21 protein-coding genes and 1 pseudogene are annotated in these 24,394 nt (G+C 61.2%); 11 read left to right on the top strand and 11 right to left on the bottom strand.

The window, feature by feature from the left end:
• Positions 1-61 precede the first annotated feature (61 nt).
• The gene (locus AC0CMF_RS15975; protein ID WP_472482148.1) at positions 62-1,501 is read right to left on the bottom strand and encodes an aminotransferase class V-fold PLP-dependent enzyme; all 1,440 of its coding nucleotides are present in this window, start codon (positions 1,499-1,501) and stop codon (positions 62-64) included.
• A gap of 118 nt (positions 1,502-1,619) precedes the next feature.
• Here AC0CMF_RS15975 and AC0CMF_RS15970 point away from each other — a divergent pair, with 118 nt between their 5' ends.
• On the top strand, positions 1,620-2,093 hold the full coding sequence (locus AC0CMF_RS15970) for an Lrp/AsnC family transcriptional regulator (RefSeq protein WP_050473575.1): 474 nt from the start codon (positions 1,620-1,622) through the stop codon (positions 2,091-2,093).
• A 25-nt stretch (positions 2,094-2,118) separates the two neighbouring features.
• On the opposite strand, the gene asnB is transcribed toward AC0CMF_RS15970, so the two are convergent.
• The gene (gene asnB, locus AC0CMF_RS15965; protein ID WP_472482146.1) at positions 2,119-4,065 is read right to left on the bottom strand and encodes an asparagine synthase (glutamine-hydrolyzing); all 1,947 of its coding nucleotides are present in this window, start codon (positions 4,063-4,065) and stop codon (positions 2,119-2,121) included.
• 260 nt (positions 4,066-4,325) lie between these two features.
• On the opposite strand from asnB, the gene gmd reads away from it, so the two are divergent.
• The 9 genes from gmd to AC0CMF_RS15920 are packed head-to-tail and all read left to right on the top strand — an operon-like array spanning position 4,326 to position 14,305.
• Positions 4,326-5,393, top strand: coding sequence for a GDP-mannose 4,6-dehydratase (gene gmd / locus AC0CMF_RS15960; RefSeq protein WP_050473577.1), 1,068 nt, complete (start codon positions 4,326-4,328; stop codon positions 5,391-5,393).
• Between the two features lie 3 nt (positions 5,394-5,396).
• Positions 5,397-6,341, top strand: a complete 945-nt coding sequence (locus AC0CMF_RS15955; RefSeq protein WP_472482144.1) for a GDP-L-fucose synthase family protein — start codon at positions 5,397-5,399, stop codon at positions 6,339-6,341.
• Positions 6,322-7,509: a DegT/DnrJ/EryC1/StrS family aminotransferase gene (locus tag AC0CMF_RS15950; RefSeq protein WP_050473579.1), complete on the top strand. Its 1,188-nt coding sequence runs from the start codon at positions 6,322-6,324 to the stop codon at positions 7,507-7,509. The genes AC0CMF_RS15955 and AC0CMF_RS15950 overlap by 20 nt, the downstream gene beginning before the upstream one ends.
• Positions 7,510-7,538: 29 nt before the next feature.
• A complete protein-coding gene (locus AC0CMF_RS15945; RefSeq protein ID WP_050473580.1) occupies positions 7,539-8,387 on the top strand; it encodes an ABC transporter permease in 849 nt (282 codons plus the stop codon).
• Positions 8,388-8,390: 3 nt separating this feature from the next.
• Positions 8,391-9,662, top strand: a complete 1,272-nt coding sequence (locus AC0CMF_RS15940) for an ABC transporter ATP-binding protein (protein ID WP_472482141.1) — start codon at positions 8,391-8,393, stop codon at positions 9,660-9,662.
• Positions 9,663-9,690: 28 nt separating this feature from the next.
• Positions 9,691-11,397 carry an FkbM family methyltransferase gene (locus AC0CMF_RS15935; RefSeq protein WP_472482139.1) on the top strand — a complete coding sequence of 569 codons (1,707 nt, stop codon included), beginning with the start codon at positions 9,691-9,693 and terminating at the stop codon, positions 11,395-11,397.
• Positions 11,384-12,349 (top strand): glycosyltransferase family 2 protein, encoded by a 966-nt coding sequence (locus AC0CMF_RS15930; protein WP_472482137.1) that lies wholly within the window; start codon positions 11,384-11,386, stop codon positions 12,347-12,349. Before AC0CMF_RS15935 ends, AC0CMF_RS15930 begins: the two co-directional genes overlap by 14 nt.
• Entirely contained in the window at positions 12,339-13,247 is a 909-nt protein-coding gene (locus AC0CMF_RS15925) for an alpha-1,2-fucosyltransferase (protein WP_472482135.1), read from the top strand. The genes AC0CMF_RS15930 and AC0CMF_RS15925 overlap by 11 nt, the downstream gene beginning before the upstream one ends.
• Positions 13,244-14,305 (top strand): glycosyltransferase, encoded by a 1,062-nt coding sequence (locus tag AC0CMF_RS15920; RefSeq protein WP_472482133.1) that lies wholly within the window; start codon positions 13,244-13,246, stop codon positions 14,303-14,305. Before AC0CMF_RS15925 ends, AC0CMF_RS15920 begins: the two co-directional genes overlap by 4 nt.
• Here AC0CMF_RS15920 and AC0CMF_RS15915 read toward each other — a convergent pair.
• A complete protein-coding gene (locus tag AC0CMF_RS15915; protein ID WP_050473585.1) occupies positions 14,295-15,209 on the bottom strand; it encodes a glycosyltransferase family 2 protein in 915 nt (304 codons plus the stop codon). The two genes, AC0CMF_RS15920 and AC0CMF_RS15915, sit on opposite strands and share 11 nt — an antisense overlap.
• A gap of 226 nt (positions 15,210-15,435) precedes the next feature.
• Here AC0CMF_RS15915 and AC0CMF_RS15910 point away from each other — a divergent pair, with 226 nt between their 5' ends.
• Complete coding sequence (locus AC0CMF_RS15910) at positions 15,436-16,572, top strand: glycosyltransferase family 4 protein (RefSeq protein WP_472482131.1); 1,137 nt, start codon at positions 15,436-15,438, stop codon at positions 16,570-16,572.
• Positions 16,573-16,672: 100 nt separating this feature from the next.
• On the opposite strand, the gene AC0CMF_RS15905 is transcribed toward AC0CMF_RS15910, so the two are convergent.
• The 8 genes and pseudogenes from AC0CMF_RS15905 to AC0CMF_RS15870 form a co-directional block, all read right to left on the bottom strand.
• Positions 16,673-19,270 carry a sulfotransferase gene (locus AC0CMF_RS15905; protein WP_472482129.1) on the bottom strand — a complete coding sequence of 866 codons (2,598 nt, stop codon included), beginning with the start codon at positions 19,268-19,270 and terminating at the stop codon, positions 16,673-16,675.
• Positions 19,267-19,932 (bottom strand): methyltransferase domain-containing protein, encoded by a 666-nt coding sequence (locus tag AC0CMF_RS15900; RefSeq protein WP_472482128.1) that lies wholly within the window; start codon positions 19,930-19,932, stop codon positions 19,267-19,269. The genes AC0CMF_RS15905 and AC0CMF_RS15900 overlap by 4 nt, the downstream gene beginning before the upstream one ends.
• Before the next feature lie 11 nt (positions 19,933-19,943).
• Positions 19,944-21,038, bottom strand: a complete 1,095-nt coding sequence (gene wecB, locus AC0CMF_RS15895) for a non-hydrolyzing UDP-N-acetylglucosamine 2-epimerase (RefSeq protein WP_122522402.1) — start codon at positions 21,036-21,038, stop codon at positions 19,944-19,946.
• 351 nt (positions 21,039-21,389) lie between these two features.
• Entirely contained in the window at positions 21,390-21,554 is a 165-nt protein-coding gene (locus AC0CMF_RS15890; RefSeq protein ID WP_157757099.1) for a hypothetical protein, read from the bottom strand.
• A gap of 12 nt (positions 21,555-21,566) precedes the next feature.
• The gene (locus AC0CMF_RS15885) at positions 21,567-22,358 is read right to left on the bottom strand and encodes a class I SAM-dependent methyltransferase (RefSeq protein WP_082675890.1); all 792 of its coding nucleotides are present in this window, start codon (positions 22,356-22,358) and stop codon (positions 21,567-21,569) included.
• 50 nt (positions 22,359-22,408) lie between these two features.
• Entirely contained in the window at positions 22,409-23,236 is an 828-nt protein-coding gene (locus AC0CMF_RS15880; RefSeq protein ID WP_472482125.1) for a polysaccharide biosynthesis protein, read from the bottom strand.
• A 46-nt stretch (positions 23,237-23,282) separates the two neighbouring features.
• Positions 23,283-23,465, bottom strand: a pseudogene (locus AC0CMF_RS15875) (polysaccharide biosynthesis protein); the annotation flags it as partial.
• A gap of 44 nt (positions 23,466-23,509) precedes the next feature.
• Positions 23,510-24,388 carry a dTDP-4-dehydrorhamnose reductase family protein gene (locus AC0CMF_RS15870; RefSeq protein ID WP_058900576.1) on the bottom strand — a complete coding sequence of 293 codons (879 nt, stop codon included), beginning with the start codon at positions 24,386-24,388 and terminating at the stop codon, positions 23,510-23,512.
• Between the last annotated feature and the right edge of the window lie 6 nt (positions 24,389-24,394).

Here is a 24,394-nt window from a genome sequence, read left to right as displayed (position 1 = left end):
ATTTTGTCAGATCCTGACCCTAACCCCGGCCCTGCCGCCGCGCCACCCGATAAGCGAGCCTTCAGCCCGCCTTGCGGAAGCGGGCCGTGCGCGTGTCGGCCACATAAAGCTTTGCCCGCTCACCCGCTTCGGCCGCCAGTTCCGCGACCGACTGGTGGATGAAGCGGGCGGTTTCATCGCTCATCAGGTAGCTGAAGTTGAGCCGCGTCCAGCCGGGCTTCTCGATCTCGTCCCCGGCCTGGATCGAAGCGCGCAGGCCTTCCGAGCGCGCCTGAGAGATGCCCAGCAGCCGGTGCGCATAGGGCCCGGCGCAGGCGCAGCCGCCACGGGCCTGAATGCCGTGGAAATCGGACAGCATGCGGGTGAAAAGTTGCGGATGCACCTTTGCACCCTGCCGGTCCAGCACCTGAAAGGCAAAGATGGGCAGCCGGTCCCGCTGATCCGCCGCCAGAATGCGCAAGGCGGGATGGCCGTCCCAGGCCGCGAAGGCCATGCGGGCCAGCTCCTTGTCGCGGGCGAGGATGAAATCGCAGCCCACCGCATCCTTCACCGCAAAGGCAAGGCCGGCGCGGATATCGCCCAGCACATTCGGCGTGCCTGCTTCTTCACGCGCGGCCAGAGAGGCGGAATAGTCATGGCCCCAGGGCGAGACGAAAGACACCGTGCCGCCGCCCGGCCATGTGGGCTTATTGGCGCGCACCGACGCATTGCGGATGATCAGGATGCCCGATGCCCCCGGCCCGCCGGGAAACTTGTGCGGCGACACCACCACCGCATCCTTGGCGCAGTCCGCCTCAGGCGCCATGGCAATGGGCAGGTAGGGGCCGCCGCCCGCATAGTCCCAGAGGGCGAGCGCGCCATGGCGCTTCAGCAGGCGGGTCACCGCATCCACATCCGTCAGGATACCGGTGACGTTGGAGGCGGCAGAAAAAGCGCCCAGCACCAGCGGCCGGTCCCTGAGGCGCAGAAGCTCGGCCTCCAGCACATCCATATCCGGCCCGCCTACAGGGGCTTCGGGAATCTCGATCACCTCCGCACCGCTCTCGCGCCAGGGCAGGATGTTGGAATGATGCTCATAGGGGCCGATGAGAACCGCCGGGCGGCCACCCTCCTGCCCTGCCCCGCCAAAGCCGAACAGGCTGAGCGCCCGGTTGATGCCGGCCGTGGCGCCGGAGCCGGTGAAGATCACCGTGTAATTTTCATCCGCACCGGTGCTGCGGGCAATCTGTGCCCGCGCCTCGCGGCGCAGCGTGGTCATCCGCGCCCCGCAATAGGAGGCCTCCGTGTGGCTGTTGGCATAATACGGCAGAACCTCGGCGAGGATGAACTCCTCCACCTGCCGCAGCGCCCGGCCCGAGGCGGTGTAATCCGCATAGGTGATCCTGCGCGGCCCGAAAGCGCCCTCGATCTCCGCCCCCTCCCCGATCAGCCCGGCGCTGAGCGCCTCGACGGTGCGGGAGGTGCGCAGGCTGCTCTGGAAGGCTTCAAGGCTCATCGGCATGGGATGGTTCCAACGGAAAAAGACTGATGCATCGAAAATTATGCGATCAGACTTGAGATATGTTCCCATATTTCACATCATTGCGCCCCATAGCCATAAATCTGTTCGACAAAGGCGCATGATGATTGATCAGTTCAACAAGGCCATCCTCAAGGCGCTGCAGGAGGATGGCAGCCTGACCCAGCGCGAATTGTCGGAGAAGGTCCATCTGTCGCCCAACGCCTGCTGGAACCGCATTCAGGCGCTGAAGAAGGACGGCGTGATCACCGGCCAGACGGTGCAGCTTGACCGCACCCGGCTGGGCCTTGATCTGGTGGTCTTCGTGATGATCCGCACCCGCCACCATTCGGCGGAATGGCTGGATATTTTCCGGCGCCACGTGGTGCAGATCCCGGAAGTCATCGACTTCTTCCGCATCGGCGGCGACTATGACTACATGCTGAAAGTCGTCACCCGCGACATGGCCAGCTACGACGCCGTCTACCGCCGCCTGATCTCCGGCGTCGAACTCGACAGCGTCACGTCCTACTTCGCCATGGAAGCCATCGAAGAGCAACGCCCCCTGCCAGTGCGGGAGACGAAGGAGCGGTGAAGGCGGGCAGTCTTTGGTGTAAACGTCAGAGGCTGACGCTCTCAAGCCAGGCCTGGAACATCAGGACAATCCAGAGCTGGTGCGACCAGTCGCGGCGCCCCGAGAGATGCTCCCGCCATGTCCGGCGGACAAGCCCTGCGTCGAGATAGCCTTCGCTCTCAAGCCGGTCCTCTTTCAGCAGGGCCTCGGCCCAGTCCCGCAAGGGGCCACGCAGCCAGTTGTCCAGCGGAACGGCAAAGCCCATCTTGGGCCGTTCCACCAGAGCCGGCGGCACGTGCCGGTCAAGAACGCGCCGCAGCAGCCATTTGCCTTCGCCATTGCGGATCTTGCGGTCGAGCGGCTGGCGCCAGGCGAATTCCACCACCCCGTGATCCAGCAGCGGCACGCGTGTTTCCAGCGAGTTGGCCATGGCGGCGCGGTCCACCTTGGCCAGAATGTCATCGGGCAGATAACCGGTCTGGTCGAGGAGCATCATCTGCTCGGGCAGGCTGCCGCCGCCCGCCTGCAAGCCTCCGGCGGAGGTGAGCGCAGGTTCAGTGCCGCCCCTGACCAGAGCCTGCGGCTCCTGCCAGCGGGAGATGAGCCGCCGGTAGAGATCTTCCGGGTTCCGCGCTCCGGCAAGGCCCGCGAGCTTGTGGATCTTTGCGCCCGGAGCGGATTGACGCAGCGCCCGTGGCAGCAGGGGGGAGGCAAGGGAGAAGAGCCTGTCCCAGCCATGCGGCGGCACCCCTTGCAACACGGCTCCGCCTGCCGACCGCAGTCCGGCCGGCATGCCGCCAAGCCTGCGCCAGAGGCTGGCGCCCCAGGTGTAGCGGTTATAGCCGCCGAAAAGCTCGTCTCCCGCATCACCCGAGAGGCTGACCGTCACGTGGCGGCGGGCCAGCGCCGAGACCAGAAATACCGGGATCTGAGATACATCGGCGAAGGGCTCGTCATAGATCTGCGGGAGGCGCGGGATCACATCCATCGCCTCGCGGGCATTGACATAAAGCTCCGTGTGATCGCAGCCCAGATGCTGCGCCACGGCCTTCGCATGCACGGCCTCATCATATCCGGCTTCATGGAAGCCGATGGTGAAGGTCTTCACGGGCCGGGCGGAGTGGGCCTGCATCAGGGCGGTGATGGTGGTGGAATCAATGCCGCCGGAGAGGAATGCGCCCAGGGGCACATCGGCCACCATCTGCCTGGCAACCGCCTGAGACAAAAGCCGCTCGAGCGTCGCGATGGCCTCCTCATCGCTCATGCCGCTGTCCTGCGGCTGGACTGCGGCGGCCTGTGCGCTCCAGTAGGTCTCCGCCTGCGGCGGTGTGCCGGGTGCTGCGTCCTGCGCCAGCACCGCAAATGTGCCCGGCATCAGCTTGAAGATGCCCTGATGGATCGTGTGGGGCGCAGGCACATAGCCGAGCCGCATGAACTGCGTCAGCGCGTTCCGGTCTACCGGCGCCTGAAAGTCCTGATGGGCCCTGAGTGCCTTCAGCTCCGAGCCGAAGAGAAAGCTGCGGCCCTGCCAGCCGTAATAAAGCGGCTTTTCGCCCAGCCGGTCGCGGCCCAGGGTCAGCGTCCGGGCCTGCCTGTCCCAGAGGGCAAAGGCGAACATGCCGGTAGACCGTTCCAGTGCCGCACGTACACCCCAGGCAGCGAGGGCCGCGAGAAGGGTCTCCGTATCGGAATGCCCACGCCATCGCGGTGCCGTGCCTGCACGGTCCAGGCTCTCGCGCAGATCCTGATGATTGTAGATCTCACCATTGAAGACGATGCCGAAACGGCCGCAGGCGGAGAACATCGGCTGATGCCCGGCAGCCGACAAATCGATGATGGACAGGCGCGCCTGCGCCAGAGCGATGCCGTCATCCGCCCAGACACCATTGTCATCCGGTCCGCGATGGCGCAGGCAGCCGATCATGGACTGGGCGGCCGCCCGGGAGGCATCGCCTCCCGCTGTCAAGTTCATCAGTCCCGCAATGCCGCACATGCCTGTGATCCATCCTGCCGCTTTCTGCTTTTCCTACAACGGCTGCGGCCTTTGTCAAAGGTGCGATGGGGAGCCGGAACAGGCGGCCAGACAGGCCCGGCCAGCAGGTGTGCCACGGCAGCAATACATGATACATGGAAAAAGCGGGCATCTTCCTTGTTGTCGTTGTGGCCATGCATCGTGTAAACGACTGCAGGTTTCCTGAGCAGATATGAGATGCGCCGCCCCGGTGGCAGGCGCCCGGAACAACGGATCGAACCTTGCAGAAAAAAGCACTCATCACTGGCGTGACCGGACAGGACGGCGCCTATCTCGCCGAACTTCTCCTCTCCAAGGGCTATTCCGTCTGGGGTGTGAAGCGCCGGTCATCCTCGTTCAATACGGGACGTATCGATCATCTCTACAAGGATGTGCACGAGTCCGAGACGCAGTTCCGCCTTGTCTATGGCGACATGACGGATTCGACCAACCTCATCCGCATCATTCAGGAAATCCAGCCGGACGAGATCTACAACCTCGCCGCCCAGAGCCATGTGCAGGTCAGTTTCGAAACGCCGGAATACACCGCCAACGCGGATGCCATCGGCACGCTGCGCATTCTCGAAGCAATCCGCCTGCTGAAGCTGGAAGGCAAGACCCGCTTCTACCAGGCCTCGACCTCCGAGCTCTATGGCAAGGTGCAGGAGACGCCGCAGAAGGAAACCACTCCCTTCTATCCGCGCAGCCCCTATGCCGCCGCCAAGCTCTATGCCTACTGGATCACGGTGAACTACCGCGAGGCCTATGGCATGCATGCCTCGAACGGCATCCTGTTCAACCACGAAAGCCCGATCCGCGGCGAGACCTTCGTGACCCGCAAGATCACCCGCGCCGTGGCCGCGATCGAACTGGGCCAGCAGAAGAGCCTCTATCTCGGCAACCTCGACGCCAAGCGCGACTGGGGCCATGCCCGCGATTACGTCGAAGGCATGTGGCGGATCATGCAGCAGGACGAGCCGGACGACTATGTGCTGGCCACGGGTGAAACCCATTCCGTGCGCGAATTCGTGGAACTGGCTTTTGGCGAGCTCGGCCGCACCATCGTCTGGAAGGGCGAAGGCGTGGACGAGGTCGGCCTCGACAGCAAGACCGGCGCCGAGCTGGTGAAGATCGACCCGCGCTATTTCCGCCCGACCGAGGTGGATCTGCTGCTGGGTGATCCCTCCAAGGCGAAGGCAAAGCTTGGCTGGCAGCATACGACGCCGTTCCATGACCTTGTGAAGGAAATGGTGGCGAGCGATCTCGAAGAGGCCCGCCGCACTGCGGGAAGCCAGCCGGCCGGGGTCTGACACATGGCGCGGATCTTCGTCACCGGCGCATCGGGCATGGTCGGGCGCAACCTGCTGGACCGTCTTGAAGGGACGGGCCACGAGGTGCTCGCTCCATCAAGTGCCAGCGTGAACCTGCTGGACCAGGCCGCCGTTCTTGAATGGCTGCGGGCGAACAGGCCGGATGTGGTCGTCCACTGCGCCGGCCATGTGGGCGGCATCCAGGCCAACATCCGCGAGCCCGTGGCCTTCCTGACCCGCAATCTGGCGATGGGGCAGAACCTGCTCCTGGCCGCCCGCGATGCGGGCGTAAAGACGGTGCTGAACCTCGGCAGCTCCTGCATGTATCCGCGCAACAGCCCGGACGCCTTGCGTGAGGAAGACGTGCTGAGCGGCACGCTGGAGCCGACGAACGAGGGCTATGCGCTGGCCAAATGCGTCACCGCCCGCCTGTGCAGCTACATGCGTGCGGAAGATCCGGCGCTGCACTACAAGACGCTGATCCCCTGCAACCTTTACGGCCGCTACGACAAGTTCAACCCGAAGGTCTCGCATCTGGTGCCGGCGGTGATCCGCAAGCTGCACGTGGCGCGGCTGACGGGTCAGCGCGAGGTGGAAATCTGGGGTGACGGCACGGCGCGCCGCGAGTTCATGTTCGCAGGCGATCTGGCCGAAGCCATCCTGTTCTGCCTTGACCGCGTCGAGACCCTGCCCGGCGACCTGAACATCGGCATCGGCACGGACCTGTCCGTCCGCGACTATTACGAAGCCGCTGCCGATGTCATCGGCTATGATGGCAGCTTCGTCTTTGACACATCCCGGCCTGTGGGCATGATGCGCAAGCTGCTGGATGTTTCCCGCCAGCGGGATCTTGGCTGGGCCCCGCGCACGGAACTGCGCGAGGGCATCCGCCAGACCTATGAGTATTTCCTGAAACTGGATGACGCAAATGACCTATCCGCTGGCTAATTCGAGCTGGGATGAAGAGGAATACGCCGCGATCCGCAGCGTGACGGAATCGGGCATGTTCTCGATGGGCCCGCGCGTGGCCGAGTTCGAGCAGGCCTTTGCGGACTGGTGCGGCAGCAAATACTGCGTCATGGTCAATTCCGGCTCCTCCGCCAACCTGGTGATGGTGGGCGCGCTGCGTTACCGCAAGGATGCGCCGCTGCTGCCGGGTGCGGAAGTCATCGTGCCGGCCGTGTCCTGGAGCACCACCTATTATCCGCTCTACCAGTACGGCCTGAAGCTGCGCTTCGTGGATGTGGACATCAACACGCTGAACTATGACCTTGATCAGCTGGCACGGGCGATCACCCCGGCAACGCGGGCGATCATGGTGGTGAACCTTCTGGGCAATCCCAACGATTTTGCCCGCATCCGCCAGATCATCGGTGACCGGCAGATCGACATCATCGAGGACAACTGCGAGTCCATGGGCGCCACCTTCGAGGGCCGTCAGGCGGGCACGCATGGCATCATGGGCACGTTCAGCGCCTTCTTCAGCCACCACATTTCCACCATGGAAGGCGGTATGGTGGTGACGGATGACGAGGAGCTGTACCACATCCTGCTGGCGCTGCGCGCCCATGGCTGGACGCGGAACCTGCCGAAGGTCAACAAGATCACCACGCCGAAGAGCGATGACGCCTTCACGGAATCCTTCCGTTTCGTGCTGCCGGGCTACAACCTGCGCCCGCTGGAAATGAGCGGCGCCATCGGTCTTGCGCAGTTGCGCAAGCTGCCAAACCTTGTCGCCGAGCGCCGCAAGAATGCCGAAGGCTTCAAGGCTGTTCTGGCGGACTTCCCCTTCCTGCGCACGCAGCAGGAAATCGGCGAAAGCAGCTGGTTCGGATTCTCCATGCTGGTGGGACCGGATGCGCCCGTCAGCCGCGAAGACCTGATCGCCGCCTTCAACCGTCACAAGATCGATGTACGGCCGATCGTGGCGGGCAACTTCGCCAAGAACGAGGTTCTGCGCTGGTTCGACTACTCCATCAGCGGCAACCTGCCGAATGCGGAGATCATCGACAGCTCGGGCCTGTTCATCGGCAACCATCATTATCCGCTCGATCAGGAATTCGCGCTGCTGCGGCAGGCGCTTGACGATGCGGTGGCAACGGCGGCCAATAGCTGAGGCCAGGCCCAGAAACCGGAAGCGAACCGATGCCCGACACGCCTGCAGATCACGGCGCAACCCGCGTCGTGATCCGTCCACGGACTCGCCACACGATTGCCGACAGCATCCATGATGTCTGGTCGAACCGGGACATCGCCTGGACGCTGGCCTTGCGCGAAATCCAGATCCGCTACAAGCAGTCGGTCGTCGGCGTGGCCTGGGCGGTGATGCAGCCGCTGGTGACGACGGTGATCTTCACGCTCATTTTCGGCTTTCTGGCGAAGATCCCGGCCGATGGCGTGCCCTATCCGGTGTTTGTCCTGTCCGGGCTGCTGTTCTGGCAGTATTTTAGCAAGGTGGTGGTGGAATCCTCCGGCTCCCTCGTCAAGAACGAGGGCATCATCACCAAGGTGTTCTTTCCCCGGCTGATCCTGCCGCTGGTGCCGGCGCTCTCTGCCGCTGTGGAGCTTGGCATATCGCTGGCCATCCTGCTGGTGCTGATGCTGATCTATGGCGTGGCTCCCACGCCCTATGTGGTGCTGTTGCCCCTGCTGCTGCTCTTTGGCGGGCTGCTGGGCTATGGCATCGGACTGATGCTGTCGCCCATCAACGCCATCTACCGGGACATCAGCATTGCCCTGCCCTTCTTCGTGCAGATCGGCATGTATCTAACGCCGGTGATCTATCCGGTCAGCTTCGTGCCGCAGGCCTGGCAGTGGCTCTTCCTGCTCAATCCGGTGGCGACGCTGCTGGACACGGCCCGCGCGGTCCTGCTGGGCAGCCCGTTCCCGTCCCTCACGGCCTATGGCATCCTGCTGGTCTGGACCGCCCTCATCTTCACCCTCGGCTTCCGGACCTTCCGCAAGCTTGAGCCGGCCATTGTTGACAGGATCTGACGCATGGCGCCCATCATCAGTGTCAACGGCATCGGCAAGAAATACAGGCTGAACGGATCAGGCCCCGCGCATGACACCTTGCGTGACATGCTGGCCTCCCTCGTCTCCCGCAAGCGCCCCGAACCGGCGGCAGAGGCGGCCCCGGCCGGGCCGCGCGAATTCTGGGCGCTGAAGGATGTCAGCTTCGACGTGAACGAGGGCGAAGTCATCGGCATCGTCGGACGCAACGGCGCCGGCAAGAGCACGCTGCTGAAGATCCTCTCGCGCATCACCACGCCGACCGCCGGCGAGGCCATCCTCAACGGCCGGGTCGGCTCGCTGCTGGAAGTGGGCACCGGCTTTCATCCGGAGCTGACCGGCCGGGAGAACGTCTATTTCAACGGCACGATCCTTGGCCTCAGGAAGCACGAGATCAAGGCGCGCTTTGACGAGATCGTCGCCTTCTCCGGCATCGAGGCCTTCATCGACACGCCGATCAAGCGCTATTCCAGCGGCATGAAGATGCGCCTCGCCTTCTCGGTGGCGGCGCATCTCGAACCGGAGATCATGATCATCGACGAGGTGCTGGCCGTCGGTGACGTGGATTTCCAGAACAAGTGCCTCGGCAAGATGCGCGACGTCGCCAGCGCCGGCCGCACGGTGCTGTTCGTCTCGCACAACATGAACGCGGTGATGCAGCTGTGCTCGCGTATCGTCTGGCTGGAGCGCGGCCAGCTCAAGGCCGACAGCCGCGATGTGCACGAAACCTGCGGCCGCTATCTGCTGGGCGAGGATGGCAAGCTGCAAGGCAGCCATGATGCGGAAGTCCACGGCGCACTCGACTGTGACTTCTTCTCGCTGAAATCCTTCCGCCTTGTTGGGGCCGGGGGGGCAACGCTCGATCATCCGGTTCCCGGCAGCAGTGATGTCGGCGTCGAAATCTGCGTGGATATTCACCGCCTGAGCCCGCTCCTGAACTTCGGCTGCGTGGTGATCGACGAGCACGGCCAGCATGTCCTGTGGTCGGCGACAACAGACACGGCGGCGGAAAACTGGCCGGAACTGAAGATCGGCCGCAATGTCATCCGGACCCATATTCCGGGCCATCTTCTGAACGAAGGCCGTTACCGGGTGGATCTTTTCGCCTCTCTCCATGGGCAGGGCTGGTTCTCCGAGCCTGGAAACACGCCTGTCGGCGTTTTCCTGCAGGTCTCCGGAGGCTTGAGTGAATCGCCCTACTGGCGGTCCCGCCGTCCCGGTGCAATAGCGCCGGTGCTGGACTGGGTGGCGAACTGAAGCAGATGCAGACTGGCAGGAGACTACGATGATCAAGGCAGCTTTTGTCACCTTGCATGCAAGCTGGCCTTGGGAGCGTCAGCTGCCGGGCGGACAGCCTGCGTTTGACGGTGCCGAGTTCTTCGTGCCGGTCGACGAGGCCGATATCGTCTTCGTCTACGACGCCCTTCCGGAGGGCAGGCTTGTCCTGAAACGGCCTGTTCCTGCGGTTTTCGTGGCTTCCGAGCCGGAAAATGTGAAGCGGTACAATCCTGCCTTTCTGGCACAGTTCGACGCTGTCATCACCTCTGACCGGGACACTGCGCATCCCAACCGGATTTTCGTTCAGGCCGGTCTTCCCTGGCATGCGGGCAGCATGACGGCAGGGGGCAAACTCCTCGATACTCCCATGACCTTTGAGGAATTCGAGGCGCATGAGCCGCGCAAGACCAGGCTTGTGTCCGTTGTGTCATCGGACAAGGCCTTCACGGCTGAACACCGCGCAAGGCTCGCCTTCGTTGCCAAGCTTAAAGAAGCTCTGGGCGATCAGGTGGATGTTTTCGGACGAGGTATCGCCGATTTCGCAGACAAGCGTGATGTTCTGGACGATTACAGATATCATATCGCCCTCGAAAACTGTGCAATCGAGGACTATTGGACCGAGAAGCTTGCCGACCCTTATCTGACGCTGACTTTCCCGATTTATCACGGATGCCCGAATATCAAGGACTACTTCCCGGAAGAGGCCTTGCAGCCAATCAACATCTACGAGCCTGACGAGGCGGTGGAGATCATCAGGAAGGTGATTGGCTCGGATCTGGCGGAACAGCGCCGGGAGCATCTGCTGGAAGCGCGCCGCCGGGTCATGCATGAGCACAATGTTTTCGGCCTGCTGGCGAAGACTGCCCGGGACCTTCTGGCTGCAGACGCCGGTGCCGCTCAGAGGCGGGCGAGGACGCTGCATCCGGAGAGCCATTTCCTGCCATTGACCGCAAAGCTGAAGCTGTGGCTTCAACACCGGATCGGGCAGATGCCGATGCTGCGGAAGTCCCTTCGCTTTCTCAAATACAAAGCGCATTTTGTAAAAGTAAAGACGCAGCATTACTGGAAATATCTGACGGACGAATTCTACAGATCTCACCAGAGATGGATCCGGCACAATCCGCAGGATGACGTCCGCTTCCAGTATGATTTGCCGTCAGGCGCAAACATCCTCGACGTCGGAGGATATGCCGGGGATTTTGCCGCCCGCTTTGTCGAGCTCTGCAATGCGAATGTGACCGTGTTCGAACCCGTGTCGAAATTTGCTGCCCAGATCGAGGAGCGGTTTGCCGGTGACACGCGTGTCCGTGTCCATGAGGCAGGCCTTTCGGACAAGGACGAGGTGGCCGAGTTTGATCTTGACGCAGATGCCTCCGGTGCTTTCGGCTCCTCAGGCGGCCAGAGGGTGCAGGTGACGTTGTGGGATGCCGAGCGGTTTCTCAGCCAGTGCGGCACCGACGAGTGGCATCTTGCCAAGCTCAACATCGAGGGCGGTGAATATGCGCTGCTGAACCGGCTGATTGATACCGGCAGGATTGCCTCGATCAAGCATATTCAGGTGCAGTTCCACCTGCATGTGCCGGGCGCGCGGGACCAATACAGACAACTGGCCAAACGCCTCCGGCAGACCCATAAGCTGCAATGGCGCTACCCGTTTGTCTGGAAATCATGGGTGCGCCGGGAAGATGCGGGCAGGTCACATGGGCGGCCGTGAGATCGACGCCGTCATACCCGTCTTCAACGGCGAAGCGTATATTGCCAAAGCTCTGCAGTCAGTCCAGTCGCAGACGCTGCCGGTTTCCCGCATCATTGTGGCCGATGACGGATCGACAGACGGAACAGTCCGGGCTGTCGAAGACCTGATGCGCACCGATGACCGTATTACCTGTCTGAAGCTGCCCCATGCGGGCGTTTCTGCTGCCCGCAACGCAGGCATTGCGGCCTCGTCGGCGCCGTTCATTGCGTTTCTGGATGCGGATGACATCTGGCTGCCGGAGAAGCTGGAGCGGCAGATGGAGGCTTTCGAACGCGGCGGGCCCGAGACCGGCTTCGTGCATTCATCCTACTTTTTCATCGATGCACAGGACGGGCACCTGTCAGACCGCAATGTGGTGCCGCCGAAGCAGCGCGGCGACATCTTCATGCCGCTGCTGCTGGAAGGCTATGTCCTGTCCGGCTCTGCCTCCAGCGTCATGGTGCGCCGGGATGTTCTGGACAGGGCAGGTCATTTCGATGAGCGGCTGTTCCATGGCGAGGACTGGGATCTTTGGATCAGGCTTGCCCGCATCAGCAAGGTGGATTTCACCCCCGAGGCCGTGGTGGGCATCCGGGTGCATGACCAGAGCGCACAGCGCCGTCCCGCGCCGGAGCGCGCCATCCGGTTTTTCCGTCAGCACATGCTGGTCTATTCAAAGTGGGAAGAGCTGACCGGCGGAGACCGGCGCTTCCGGGAGAGCCTGCGGCAGCGGGCGGTGGATGCGGTGCTTCCCGTCCTGCGCACGCCGGCAGAGGCGGCGGGCTTCTACCGCAGCCTTGCGGCAGACGAGAGCGCGCTGACCCGTTCGATCTTTCGCAATGCCCTGCATTTCTGGCTTGAAGTCGGCTCGGCAGTTCTTGGTATTCTATGGCGGCGCATGAAGCGCAAGGCGGGGTTGAATGACCGGTAATTCTGGCAAGAACGGCACGGTAGCCATCCGCCTGCTGGGTGGGCTTGGGAACCAGATGTTCCAGTATGCGGGCGCGCTGGGGCTGGCGGAGCGGCAGGGCAGGGCCCTGCTGCTGGATGTGTCTGCCTTTGAGGCCTACAAGGCCTGGCCCTATCAGCTCGATTGCCTGAAGGTGCCGCAGGATCTTTACACCGGCGCGCCGCTGGCCGGGCCTGTCTCCGCCTCGCTGCCTGCCCGTGTACTCCGCAAGCTGAAAGGCGGCAGCAGCTTCCGCGAAGGCGTCTACCGGGAGCCGCATTTCCATTTCGATCCTGCGGTCTTCAGCCTGACGGGAAATGAAATCCTGCTCGACGGCTATTTCCAGAGCCCGCGCTATTTCGAAGGCGCCGAGGCGCTGCTGCGCGAGCGGTTCCAGCCCAAGGCGCCGCTGACGGATCTGGCCGCCGGCTGGGCGGCAAGGATTGCCGCCGCGCCCTGCAGCGTCTCCCTGCATGTGCGCCGGGGCGACTATCTGACGGCGGCGGCCTCCGCCGTGCATGCGGCACTGGACCGGGGCTATTATGACCGGGCCGTCGCCCTGATGCAGGATCTGGCGGGGCCGGAGGCGGAGTTCTTTCTCTTCTCCGACGAGCCGGATTTCATCGCGGAGGCCTTTGCCGGCCTGCCGCGCGCCCATGTGGTGCGCTCCGATCCGTCTGCCCCCTGGGAAGACATGTTCCTGATGGCGCGCTGCCGCCACAACATCACGGCCAACAGCTCCTATTCCTGGTGGGGCGCCTGGCTGAACCCCGCCGAGGACAAGCGCGTCATCGCCCCGGCCCGCTGGTTCACCCCGGACAAGCTGGCCGGCTGCAACGTGCTCGACCTTTACCCTGATGACTGGATCCTGCTGAAATGAGCCAGAAGCCCGCCATCAGTGCCGTTCTGCCGGTCTACAACGGCGAAGCCTATGTGCGCGAGGCCGTGGAGAGCATTCTGGCGCAGACCTTCACGGAATTCGAGCTGATCATCATCAATGACGGCTCGACCGATGGCAGCGGTGCCATCCTGCGGGAGCTTGCCGCACAGGACCCGCGCATCGTGCTGGTGGAGCGGGCGAACGGCGGCCTTGTCTCGGCGCTGAACGAGGGTATCGAACGGGCGCAGGCCGGGCTCATCGCCCGTATGGACGCCGATGACGTGGCCATGCCCAAGCGCTTTGCCCTTCAGCATGCCCGGATGGAAGCCGAGCCGGAACTGGGCGTGCTGGGCAGCTTCATCCGCATCATGGACAAGGCCGGCCGGACCATTCGTCTGGGAGACTATCCGGTCAGCGTGGCGGAGGCAGCGCGTTTCATGGAACATGGCTGTCCCGTGGCCCACCCCACCGTCATGATGCGCCGCGAGGCCGTGCTGAAGGCCGGAGGCTACCGCAAGCTTTTTTCCCATTGTGAAGACTATGACCTGTGGCTGCGCATCAGCGAGCTGGGCTATGGCATCGCCAACCTGCCGCAGCCCTTGCTGAACTACCGCATGCACGGCGCCAATGTGTCCGCTGTCCATAGGAATACGCAGGAACTGGGCACCATGGTCGCCCTGCTGGCGCACCGGGCCCGTGTGGCGGGCTTGGCCGACCCCACCGCCGGGGCGGAAAAGCTGCACGCGGGACTGATCGAGGCCGTTCCCGCGCATCTGCGCCAGGATGTGGAGGCCGCCCTCTTCGTGCTGCGCCACGCGCATCTGTCGCTCGCCGCCCGTGATGAGCTGGAGACAGCCTGGCAACACTACGGGCAGCTGAGCCCGCAGGCACGGCGCGAAACGGTGATGTGCGATTTTCTCATGCGGCTGCTCAATGGCGCGGTGCGCAACCGCAGCCATGGCCTTGCCTTCCGGGCCTTGGCCGAGGCCATGCGCCGGCATCCGCGGGCCACATGCGGCCTGCTGTGGCGCAAGGTGAAGGCACGGGTCAGGGTCTGACCCGGGGTGCCGGGGCATGGCGCAGTGTCCAGCCGGGCAGGGGAGAGAGCTTCAGCCTGGGGCTTGCGGCAAGGGAACCGGCCATCAGCAGGGCGAAGGCCGCAAGGCGCTTTTCCCGCCAGGCCGATGCCGCCCTTTCATAGCGCAGATAGGCATTGGCCCGCCGCCGCAAAACCGCCTTGTCCTGCCGGTCCCTCGTGAGACCGGCAATGCGCAGGCTGATGGCATCCGCCGCCGCGCTGACGGCGGCAAGGCTGGTGTTGCTGCCCCGTTCGATACCGGCTCCGGCCATGTCCTGCACCTTCAGCACAAAACCCGCCAGACCGATGCGCACGAACCACTCATAATCCTCAAGCCGCCGCAGGCTGCCATCCGCCCCGCCTGCGAGCCGCAGCACCTCCTGCCGGTTGAGGATGATGCAGGAGCCGGGCGAGAACCAGCAGCCGCGGAAGAAATCCGCCGGCCCATGGGCGGGCAGGGGGATACGCTCGCGCAGCACCGTGCCATCGGGAAGAGTGTCCTGCCAGCCGCAGCCATAGACCGTGCGTCCTTTTTCCGCCGTCCGGTCCTCCCCCTCCTGCAGAAAGTGCCAGCGCGGCTGCAGCGTGTCCGGCAGCAGCCAGTCGTCGCTGTCGAGGAAGCTCACCCAGTCCGTGCGCGCCGCTTCCATCCCTGTGTTGCGCGCTTGCGCCGCCCCGCCATTGACCGGCTGGCGGATCAGCCGCACCCGGCCCGTTGCAGCCACCGCCTCCGGCAGCACAAGAGGTTCCGGCGAGGCATCATCAACGACGATGATCTCCTCCGGCAGCACGCCTTGCGCCAGAATGCTCGCCACCGCCCGCTCCAGTTTCTGCTGGCGGCCATAGGAGGGAATGACAAAGGTCAGCGGAATCGTTGCCGTCATATGGGTTCTTCTAAGCGGGCAGTGGCCGATGGACGGAACTCCTGCATGGACATGGTATATCATTGGCTCCCGCGCAGCAGGCTGGCGCGCGATGATCACAAGCAATTATGAGGCGGAAGCCGCGCATGCAAGTGCGCAGCCTCTGCAAGTTCACTTGCCCTGCCTGCCAAACATCCGTAAGGGTTGAGCGAAGGTGGAGCATTCCCGTCATCCCATACTGGTTTTCATGTCATTGCCTAAGCTGAAAATCCTGTTTGTTGTTTCGGAAGACTGGTACTTCCGCTCACACAGGCTGCCGCTGGCGGCGGCGCTGGTGCGGGCCGGGCATGAGGTGGTCCTGGCAACACGGACCAACGGGGACGAGGCGGTGATCTCCGCTGAAGGGGTGCGCGTGATCCCGCTTCAGCACATGGACCGTTCCGGCCTCAATCCGTTCCGGGATCTGCGGTCCATTGCCGAACTGATGCAGATCTACCGCGCCGAGAAGCCCACTCTGGTGCATCATGTGGCGTTGAAGCCGGTGCTTTATGGCGCGCTGGCAGCGCGGCTGACCGGCGTTCCGGCCATCGTCAACGCCCTCGCCGGCCTCGGTTTTGTGTTTTCCTCCACCTCGCGCAAGGCCCGGATTCTGCGGCCCGTGATGCGTGGCCTCTTTCACCTGCTTCTGGGCAACCCGCGCAGCCGGGTCATCGTGCAGAACGGGCATGATGCGGCCGCCCTCACCCACAATGGGTTGCTTGACCCGTCGCAGGTTCGCCTGATCCGCAGTGCCGGGGTCAATCTCTCCAGCTATGCCGCCACGCCGCTGCCGGACGGCGCGCCCGTTGTGCTGCTGGCCTCGCGCCTGCTGTGGGACAAGGGCATTGGCGAGTTTGTGGAAGCGGCGCGCCGGCTGCGGGCGGACGGTGTGTCTGCACGCTTCGTGCTGACTGGCCGCCCGGATGAAAAGAACCCCTCATCCGTATCCCACCAGCAGCTTGAGGCCTGGGTGGCCGAGGGCGTGGTGGAATGGTGGGGCTACCGGTCCGACATGCCTGAGGTTCTGGCCGCCACGCATATCTTCTGTCTGCCCTCCTATTATGGCGAAGGCATTCCCAAGGTGGTGATCGAGGCGATGGCCTGTGCCCGGCCCGTTGTGACCACCACCATGCCCGGCTGCAGCGAGGCCGTGGAAGACGGGGTCACCGGCCTGCTGGTGGAGCCGCGCAATGCCGCCTCTCTCACTGCCGCCATCCGCCGCCTGCTTCAGGACCCCGCCACCTGCGCCCGCATGGGCGAGGCCGGACGGCACAAAGCAGAGGCGGAATTTGCGGAAGAGGCGATTATCGAGCAGACGCGGGCCGTATACCGCGAACTTTTCTGATAACGAGCCGGCCCCGCCGTGGGGGAGCCCAAGCGCTGCAGGTGCTTGACCAAGTCCCGATGAGTCGAACTCATCGAGACTTGGCATCAGCGCCCTGGTATCAGACAGGATATCCCGGATCGAAGCCCGGCAAATGCATTGCCATCTTCTTCATCGTGCTCTCAAACACCGCTTTTGCCAGTTCCTGATCGCTCGCGGACAGGTCCTGCTTCCAGCGATGGACGGAGCTTTCCGAACTGGCGCTGGTGATGTGTGAATTCGCCGCCCCATCCGTTGCGCCTGAGGCAGGCATTTCAAATGCCTCCAGCCCAATGAACTTAAACACACCGGACATTGTTTCCTGCGGTGAAGAGATCATGTCCTCATACAGGATCACCTTGTTCCTGCGGTCTTCCAGATCAAGCCTGTAAAGCATGCGCTCATAACCGAGATTGAGCGCAGAAATATATTCATCCGTCTTGTAGAACTCCACTTGCGGGAAAAATGATCGGACAGAACAAAGCACGTCGAATGGATGCCGGACAAGTGTCAGCTCTGCCGGATTCCTGTAGACTTCATTGAAGATCTCGGAGTGCATGTTCGGCTGTGTCTTCTCTGCGAAGAACACGGCGCCCTCTTTCCCGCATTCCTTGGCGAGTGCCTTGTAATATTGGTCAATCTGACGTTTGAAGAACTCGATTGTCTGAGGAACATGGGTATGATCGGCCCATTCCAGAACCGGATTGTGCTCTGCCGGATCCGCCATGAACGGATGAGAGAGGAACGGATTGCGGAAGATCTTGTTCATGGCCTGCTGAAATGCCGTCACCGGAACGTCCGGCCGGACATCGCGGGGCTGCAGCAGAATGCGGGCAGCATTCAGCCAGTACTGGGCTGCCTGACCTTCATAGGGATGAACATCCCAGCCGGCGATCTTGGGGTGAGACAGCAGGAGCTTCATCAGCAGCGTCGTGCCGCTGCGGCCCAGTCCAGACACAAGGAGCGGATGGATCGCCACCGGATCCCCGGCGCTGTCACGGCTCCATGCAGGAGCCACACGCTCGACCTTGATCGTCCCTGCGCTGAAATAGACGGCATGAGGGAGATCCTCCTCAGCCTCAGCGTTCTCCAGATAAAGAACGACCGTCAGGTCACAGTGTGGCCCCGTCCCGATGAGACCTGCGTTGATCGAAAAGCTGTAGCTTGAGGCTGTGGCGGAATGACCCCAATAACTGGTCTCTGAAAGCGTTTCGGTGTCCCAGATGACCCGGATTGCCTTCAGCTTGAATTTGTCCGTGCCCGCTCCCTTCAACATGAAACTGCCGCGCACCTGAAGCCCCCTGACTGTCGTGTGGGGGGCGGGCGCAATTTCAAGCTTACAGCCGGACAGATAGAGATCCAGCTGCGATGCGTCCGGAGCCGGGGTCAGTTCCAGCCGCCTCAGGAACGGGAAGGGCGCAAGGTCCACCTGCACAGGAGCCGGGGCCTGAGCAGCAGGTTCCGTCTCTTCCTCCGGCGGGTTCACTTGCGGCATCGGCATGGCAGGACGTTCCCAGGAGGATGTCAGGTTGACAGCAAAAGAGTCCATCCGCTCGAGGGCTGTCTTGACCTTGAAACGCTCAGCATAACGCAAATAAAGCTGTCCGTTCGAAGCCGTTGCAGGTTCGTAGTCAAGAATCCTGATCTTTATGCCATATTTTTCCATCAGATAGATAAGGCAGAAAGCTGCAATGTTTGGCCTGCCGATATAGAGAAAGAAATCTATCTCCAGAGGCTTGAATATCTTTTCATAATAATTCTCCGCCAAATGCGTAATGAGCGGCGGTATTTCAGAGATTTCTGAAATTTCGGAGAAGTTCTGACTTTCTATAACTTCCTGCGCATGGTTCAACATGCCGGGCATATAGATATACTGGATGGGATGGCGCCTTTCGGCAAGCACGGCAGGGTCATACATGGAATTTGCCGGGTAAGGCTGAAAATCCCAGGTTCCGGAAATCATGAAAGAAGAAGGCTCAACATCCTTGAATATGCTGTAGAGGGCGCCCTCCAATTCGCTTTCTTCAGGTGCACGCTTTTCAAACCGACCTTGCGGCAAGGCCGTTTCGGCAATGACAAGGGTCTTGCGGCTGAACCTGTAGCGGTAACCCGGCTTGGGAAACGTCCGGATGGCATAAAACGGCCGCGCGTCCCCTGGCACAGCCGGGATCTGCTCCGGCTGAAAGACAATCTGCCAGGTTCCATCAAAATCCTCCGGGCGCCAGACCGTCCCTGTGCTGCCGGGCGAATGTTCGCCCTGGGAAGAGACGGAAACTCCGCAAGGAATGACAGCCTGGCGCCGCGCAATACGGAGCAGGTGTTCGATCACCGTCCACCCTTCGGCCCTGTCCAGGAGCGCAAGATCACCGGCAAGAACTGCGATGTCGGCCGTCTTGTCCGGAAAGATCGAGAGGGCGTCAGAATCTGCAAGAAGAAGCTCGGTCCTGCGTTCGCACAGTTCCGGCTCTGCACTGAAGGCGCCGTCTTCCGGGAGCTGGGAAGCTGGAGAGGACCAGTTGCGGATTCGTGCCTCGATCAGCATTTCGGGGCGAAACAGCCGGCGGTCGACCGGCCCAGAACCAACGCTGAGTACAACCGGGCCAGATTCGATCACTTGGGCCAGTTGCTGGATCGCATTTTCCGGGGCAAGGCTTTCACTGGAATTCTGCCTGTCAATCAAAGGTGCTCTCCGGCGGTTCTGGGGGCAGCACTCTCACGCTGCAGATCCCGGCCAGTCAGGGTTTTCAGGGCAAAGAATGCTCCGAAGCTCAGCTCCCGGCCGGGATGGCTATGATAGGTATCGCAAACGAAGCATTGCCAGCCGGGCCCGAAGTCGGATGGTGTCCATCCGGATCTGTGTGTTTGCAAAAGCGTGTTGTCAAAGCCCCAGGCATCCTTGTCATCTGCCTCATATGACTGGTCAATGAAGCCGAGCGGGGTAAATATCCCGATCTGATCGCGGGCGATCCGTTCCGCCTCCGCCAGCAGCAAATGCCCCTGATCCTTGTCGAGGTGTTCGATTACGTCAAACATGAAGACGCTGTCAGCTGACTTGTCCGGAAGAACACTCAGCCCCTCCGGAACAAGGAAATTCAGAAGAACAAATCCCGGAACGTTCGAAAACCGCTTTCTCAGAAGCGGATGATACTGCCCCCATGGCTCAACGGCCAAATGAATGCCCGGAGTGAACATGGAAAAAGGATTGAGCCCGCATCCGATGTCAAGAACAACATTGTTGTGGTGCAGAGCTTCCCGAAAGGCCGCATCGGTCTTCTGATTGTTGTCGAAGTTTCTTACGTCCGCATGACTTGGGGCTGGTTCTGCTCCAGTCGAATTTGTCATCAAAATCTCCGTCAGGAACCCGTCCTGCCCATAAAATGGGTAAGGAGGATACGCGTTACAACGTCACTGACATTGGTTTGCAGATACTCGCGGGGTGCCGTCCAGCTTGGAGGAAATGCCAGGGCTGCACGCACGCATTCCAGAATGCGGCCGGCATCGCAGCCACTGAGAATGTTGCTTCCGCAGTCGATCGTCTCCGGGCGCTCGGTCGTATCACGCAACGTGACGGTCGGAATGTTGAGAAGGCAGCATTCCTCCTGCACGGTGCCGCTGTCGCTGAGCACGCAAAGGGCCTGCTTCTCCAGGTGAACGAAATCAAAGAAACCGAAGGGCTCGAGAAAGCGGACATTGCTGCTGCCCGTAATGCCGAAGCGGGTCATCTTGTCGCGCGTGCGCGGATGTGTGCTGACCACAACCGGCTTGCCGAATGTCTCTGCAACCCTGTTGAAGCCTTCGATAAAGGTAGCCAGCCGGTCCGGAGAATCCACGTTCTCCGCCCTGTGGAGGGTCGCCAGGATGTAGTCCTTGGCACCCAGCCCGAGATCGGCCAGAATCACGGATCTGTCTATTTCGCTCTGGTAGTGGTCCAGAACTTCCTTGATCGGATTGCCGGTGACATAAACCCGGTTCGAGGGAATGCCCTCTGCCAGCAGTATGCGCCTGCTCCCTTCGGTGTAGGGCAGAAGAATCTCGCTTGAATGGTCGATGATCCGTCTGTTGCCCTCCTCCGGCACACGGATGTCGTAGCAGCGGTTGCCTGCCTCCATATGAAACACCGGAATCCCGCGGCGCTGCGCCGGTATGGCTGCGAGGCCTGAGTTCGTGTCACCCAGGATCAGGATGCGGTCCGGCTTTTCTGCCTCAAGAATGCGGTCCGTTCTTTCAATCACCTGCGCAATAATGCCCGCAGCCGTGTCAGCCTTCACGCCAAGAAAGTGATCCGGCTCCCGGATGTCGAATTCCTTGAGAAAGTTGTCGCTCAGGCTTGGCGTGTAGTTCTGGCCGGTATGGATCAGAACGTGCTCTGAGACCGCATCCAGCTTGGGAATGATCCGGCTCAAGCGAATGATTTCCGGACGGGTTCCGAGGATCGTGGCAATTTTCATTCTGCTCAAACCCTTATTGAGTGAACAACATAGTAAGGTATTCAATGGCCCAAATGCGGCAGGGCACAAGCAAGGATGGCCCGTCAGACCGGCCGGCTTCGAACACGCCCTTCGACCTGATCAGACGGCTGGAACTGCTCTGTTCCTGTGTTCTGCCGGAAAATCAGAACATGACATATGTTTTTTCGTTGACCCCGGAGGCTTCGTTGCCCCTGGCCAGAGGCGTGGCGCGGATCATGAGCCGCAGCAGAAGCCTGTCGCCAAGACGCATGACGAATGACATGTTCCGCAGAGAGGAGCGGTAGGAGGAAGGCACAATCAAAATCCGTTTGCACCGCCGCAAGAAGGTTCTCAATATTGCCTCCTGAAAGTTTCCGGGTCGATGGTGGTAACGCTGACGTCCACCCAGCCTTGCTGTTTCAAGCCGCGGCCCGTCAGCCGGCGCAAAAACCCAACCGGCAAGATCACGCAGAACCAGAGAAGGTTCAGAACCGTCTTCAAAGTATGTTCAGGCATGAAAAATTCCGTTCATTTTGCTGGAACGTGGATCTTGTCGATGAACTTGTGCCACCAGGTGACCTGAGGTGCCATCTCCGCCATGGACAGGCTTGTGCTCCAGGGCGGCACCGGCAGTTGCAGGACAGAACTGAGGGGAGGCAGCGTTTCACGCGAGGAGACGCACATGATCATGTTCGGCTTTTCAGGTCTGGGATCGCCTGTGTAGATTTCTCCGCCGACCTCTTCGTAGAAAATCTCCACATTGGAGTAGTCCCGGAATGATTCAGCGGTCACGTTGGAGACCAGATGATGTTCGTTGATGCCGCCCGGCTCATCATAAGGCACGTCGAACATCAGGCGGCTGGTCCATCTGGCATTGATCGTTTCTTCAATGCCGTCGGGAACGTGTTCAATCACACCACGTGACACGACGTAATCGAAAGGCTTCATTTTCCGAAGATAATCTGGAATGTCGGCGATCACATAGTCGATGTTGCGGCTGTTATAGTAGCGCCTGGCGTATCTTCGGCACGCATAGGAATTGTCTATCCCGACAACCCTCGAATTGGGGATCTGAGCGAGCATTTGGCAGCCATGCCCTGTCCCGAATCCGAGATCGAGAATGCTCACCGGACGCTTGCCCAGTTCCCCGGCACGTTCGAGATCACTGACAATGGCGTCATGGAAGAATTTGTAGCTGCTGTAATGCCTGACGATCTCAGCCATCGAGTGAGTGATGCCGGGCAGCATCCGCTCACCGCGATTGTATACCACGTACTGGATGCGGGACATTTTCGACATGTCATCTAGACGCTGTGCCATATCAGCTCATTCTTTTCCCATGAACCCTGCAAGTGCTCGAATCCGATATCTCAGGCGAGGAACTCACCTTCGTAGTTGAGCATATCGGTTACGCGAAGCCTGCGATCGATCAGCAGCTGACGCATTTCATCTTCCGTCATGACATCATCTTCGGAACTGTATTCCTTGGTCAGGCAAGGAGCTGCCGCCTCACCCTTCCGCAATTCCGGCAGGATGGACTGAATGACATAGTACTTGCCGCGTTCGACCGTGCGCAGGGCCTCCTCTTCGGAAATGAGGATCTCATGCAGCTTCTCGCCAGGGCGGACGCCGGTCACCTTGATCTCGATATCCCTGTCCTCGATCAGCCCATGCGCCAGATTCATGATATTGCTGGAGGGAACACGCGGCACGAATGTGTCACCCGGATCACCGTCCTTCACCGCCGCCATGATGACGTCCACCGCCTCATCAAGGCTCAGGAGGAAGCGTGTCATGTCCGGACTGGTGACTGTGACCGGGCCACCCTTCTTGATCTGATCATGGAACAGGGGAATGACGGAACCGCGCGAGGCAAGGACATTGCCATAACGGACGCAGACAAATCTGGTCTGGGGCGCATAGATGTTCGCGCTGAGGAACAGGCGCTCCTGCAGAGACTTCGTCATCCCCATCACATTCACAGGCTTGGCGGCCTTGTCCGTGGAGATGCCGACCACAGTTTCGATCGGCAGGCGCAGCTCACGGATCGCACGGATGATGTTCTGGCAGCCATCGATGTTGGTGCGCACCGCTTCGTAAGGGAAATACTCGCAGGTTGGCACCTGTTTCATTGCGGCCGCATTGAACACGATATCCACATCGCGCAAGGCATTGGTGATGGACGGGATCCCGCACATCACCGATAACGAACTCAAGGATACGTTCGAAATTATGATAGACGATTTCTTCCGTTGAGACGGTCTTGTGCAGATACTCAAGCCGGAGATTATGCTGCTTCGCTTCATCCCGGGAGAAGACGACTATCTTGTCCGGTGTGCCGAATTCGCCGCTCAACAGCCGCCGGATGAGGACCTTTCCCAGAGACCCGGTGCCACCTGTGATCAGTATCTTCTTGCCTGTGAGCATGCTTTTGTTCCCGTGTTCGTCTGAATGCCGTCAAAATCTGCCGCTTACAGCGATTGCTCGCGGATTGCGTATTGTGAGCCAAGCTCGGCGATCATGTGCTGCCATGAAGGTGCGCGAAAACCTATGGCATCCTGCAGCCGGCTGCTGTCAAGAGAGCGGTCGCACCTGAAGTCCGGATAGGCTTCAATCTCAATACCGAGCTTCAGCTCGTCATTGATGAGCTTGACCAGGTCATACTTGCTGATTGGCTCGGCCGAGGCGTGGTACAGGCCGCTCAAATCCGGATGCGAGGCGATGATGTCACCGGCGAGACGGGCCAGGACGGGCGTCGTGAAGCCGGAGAAAATTGCGTTCGTGAACCCGCGCACCTTGCCCCCCTTGTTGGAGATGACCCACTCCGCAAGGCTGAGAAAATGATTGAGTTCAAGGCCGATGATTGACGTTCTCAGCGTCAGGGCGTTGCCATCCGTGACTTCGCCTAGCAGCTTTGACAGGCCATAGACATCTCTTGCATCGGTCAGGTCACCTTCCCTGTAGTTTCCTGCAGCGCCTGAAAAAACGCAGTCGGTGCTGAAATGAATGAGGCGGCTGCCGTAAAGTCCGCACAACCGGGCCAGCTGATGCGGAAACAGGGCATTGGTGGCAATCATTGTTTCGGATGAAGCTTCCGAAGCCAATTGCTTGATGACCCCGACGCAATTCAGGACCGCATGCGGGCGCAGATCCGCAAGGAGTGCTTCAAGCCCGTCCAGGCCCGACGTGGAGATCCCGCCGGCAAGCTGCACGTTCCGGAAGGCAGGCAGGCCTGAAAACGCACCTGCATCACCTCTCACCGTACCTGTCACGGAGAAGCGCTGGGAAAGCTGCGCGCAACACTGATGCCCCAGCATTCCTGTTGCTCCAATGACCAGGACACTCTGCATCTGATG

The sequence above is a fragment of the Pannonibacter sp. CBAS1226 genome (assembly GCF_055685825.1).
This window is presented reverse-complemented; position numbering and strand designations above follow the sequence as displayed.

Excerpts from the sequence above, each read along its gene's own strand:
- AC0CMF_RS15975 (WP_472482148.1), bottom strand. The coding sequence starts at position 1,501 with ATGCCGATGAGCCTTGAAGCCTTCCAGAGCAGCCTGCGCACCTCCCGC.
- AC0CMF_RS15970 (WP_050473575.1), top strand. The coding sequence starts at position 1,620 with ATGATGATTGATCAGTTCAACAAGGCCATCCTCAAGGCGCTGCAGGAG.
- asnB (WP_472482146.1), bottom strand. The coding sequence starts at position 4,065 with ATGTGCGGCATTGCGGGACTGATGAACTTGACAGCGGGAGGCGATGCC.
- AC0CMF_RS15955 (WP_472482144.1), top strand. The coding sequence starts at position 5,397 with ATGGCGCGGATCTTCGTCACCGGCGCATCGGGCATGGTCGGGCGCAAC.
- AC0CMF_RS15950 (WP_050473579.1), top strand. The coding sequence starts at position 6,322 with ATGACCTATCCGCTGGCTAATTCGAGCTGGGATGAAGAGGAATACGCC.
- AC0CMF_RS15945 (WP_050473580.1), top strand. The coding sequence starts at position 7,539 with ATGCCCGACACGCCTGCAGATCACGGCGCAACCCGCGTCGTGATCCGT.
- AC0CMF_RS15940 (WP_472482141.1), top strand. The coding sequence starts at position 8,391 with ATGGCGCCCATCATCAGTGTCAACGGCATCGGCAAGAAATACAGGCTG.
- AC0CMF_RS15935 (WP_472482139.1), top strand. The coding sequence starts at position 9,691 with ATGATCAAGGCAGCTTTTGTCACCTTGCATGCAAGCTGGCCTTGGGAG.
- AC0CMF_RS15930 (WP_472482137.1), top strand. The coding sequence starts at position 11,384 with ATGGGCGGCCGTGAGATCGACGCCGTCATACCCGTCTTCAACGGCGAA.
- AC0CMF_RS15925 (WP_472482135.1), top strand. The coding sequence starts at position 12,339 with ATGACCGGTAATTCTGGCAAGAACGGCACGGTAGCCATCCGCCTGCTG.
- AC0CMF_RS15920 (WP_472482133.1), top strand. The coding sequence starts at position 13,244 with ATGAGCCAGAAGCCCGCCATCAGTGCCGTTCTGCCGGTCTACAACGGC.
- AC0CMF_RS15915 (WP_050473585.1), bottom strand. The coding sequence starts at position 15,209 with ATGACGGCAACGATTCCGCTGACCTTTGTCATTCCCTCCTATGGCCGC.
- AC0CMF_RS15910 (WP_472482131.1), top strand. The coding sequence starts at position 15,436 with ATGTCATTGCCTAAGCTGAAAATCCTGTTTGTTGTTTCGGAAGACTGG.
- AC0CMF_RS15900 (WP_472482128.1), bottom strand. The coding sequence starts at position 19,932 with ATGACAAATTCGACTGGAGCAGAACCAGCCCCAAGTCATGCGGACGTA.
- wecB (WP_122522402.1), bottom strand. The coding sequence starts at position 21,038 with ATGAAAATTGCCACGATCCTCGGAACCCGTCCGGAAATCATTCGCTTG.
- AC0CMF_RS15890 (WP_157757099.1), bottom strand. The coding sequence starts at position 21,554 with ATGCCTGAACATACTTTGAAGACGGTTCTGAACCTTCTCTGGTTCTGC.
- AC0CMF_RS15885 (WP_082675890.1), bottom strand. The coding sequence starts at position 22,358 with ATGGCACAGCGTCTAGATGACATGTCGAAAATGTCCCGCATCCAGTAC.
- AC0CMF_RS15880 (WP_472482125.1), bottom strand. The coding sequence starts at position 23,236 with ATGTGCGGGATCCCGTCCATCACCAATGCCTTGCGCGATGTGGATATC.
- AC0CMF_RS15870 (WP_058900576.1), bottom strand. The coding sequence starts at position 24,388 with ATGCAGAGTGTCCTGGTCATTGGAGCAACAGGAATGCTGGGGCATCAG.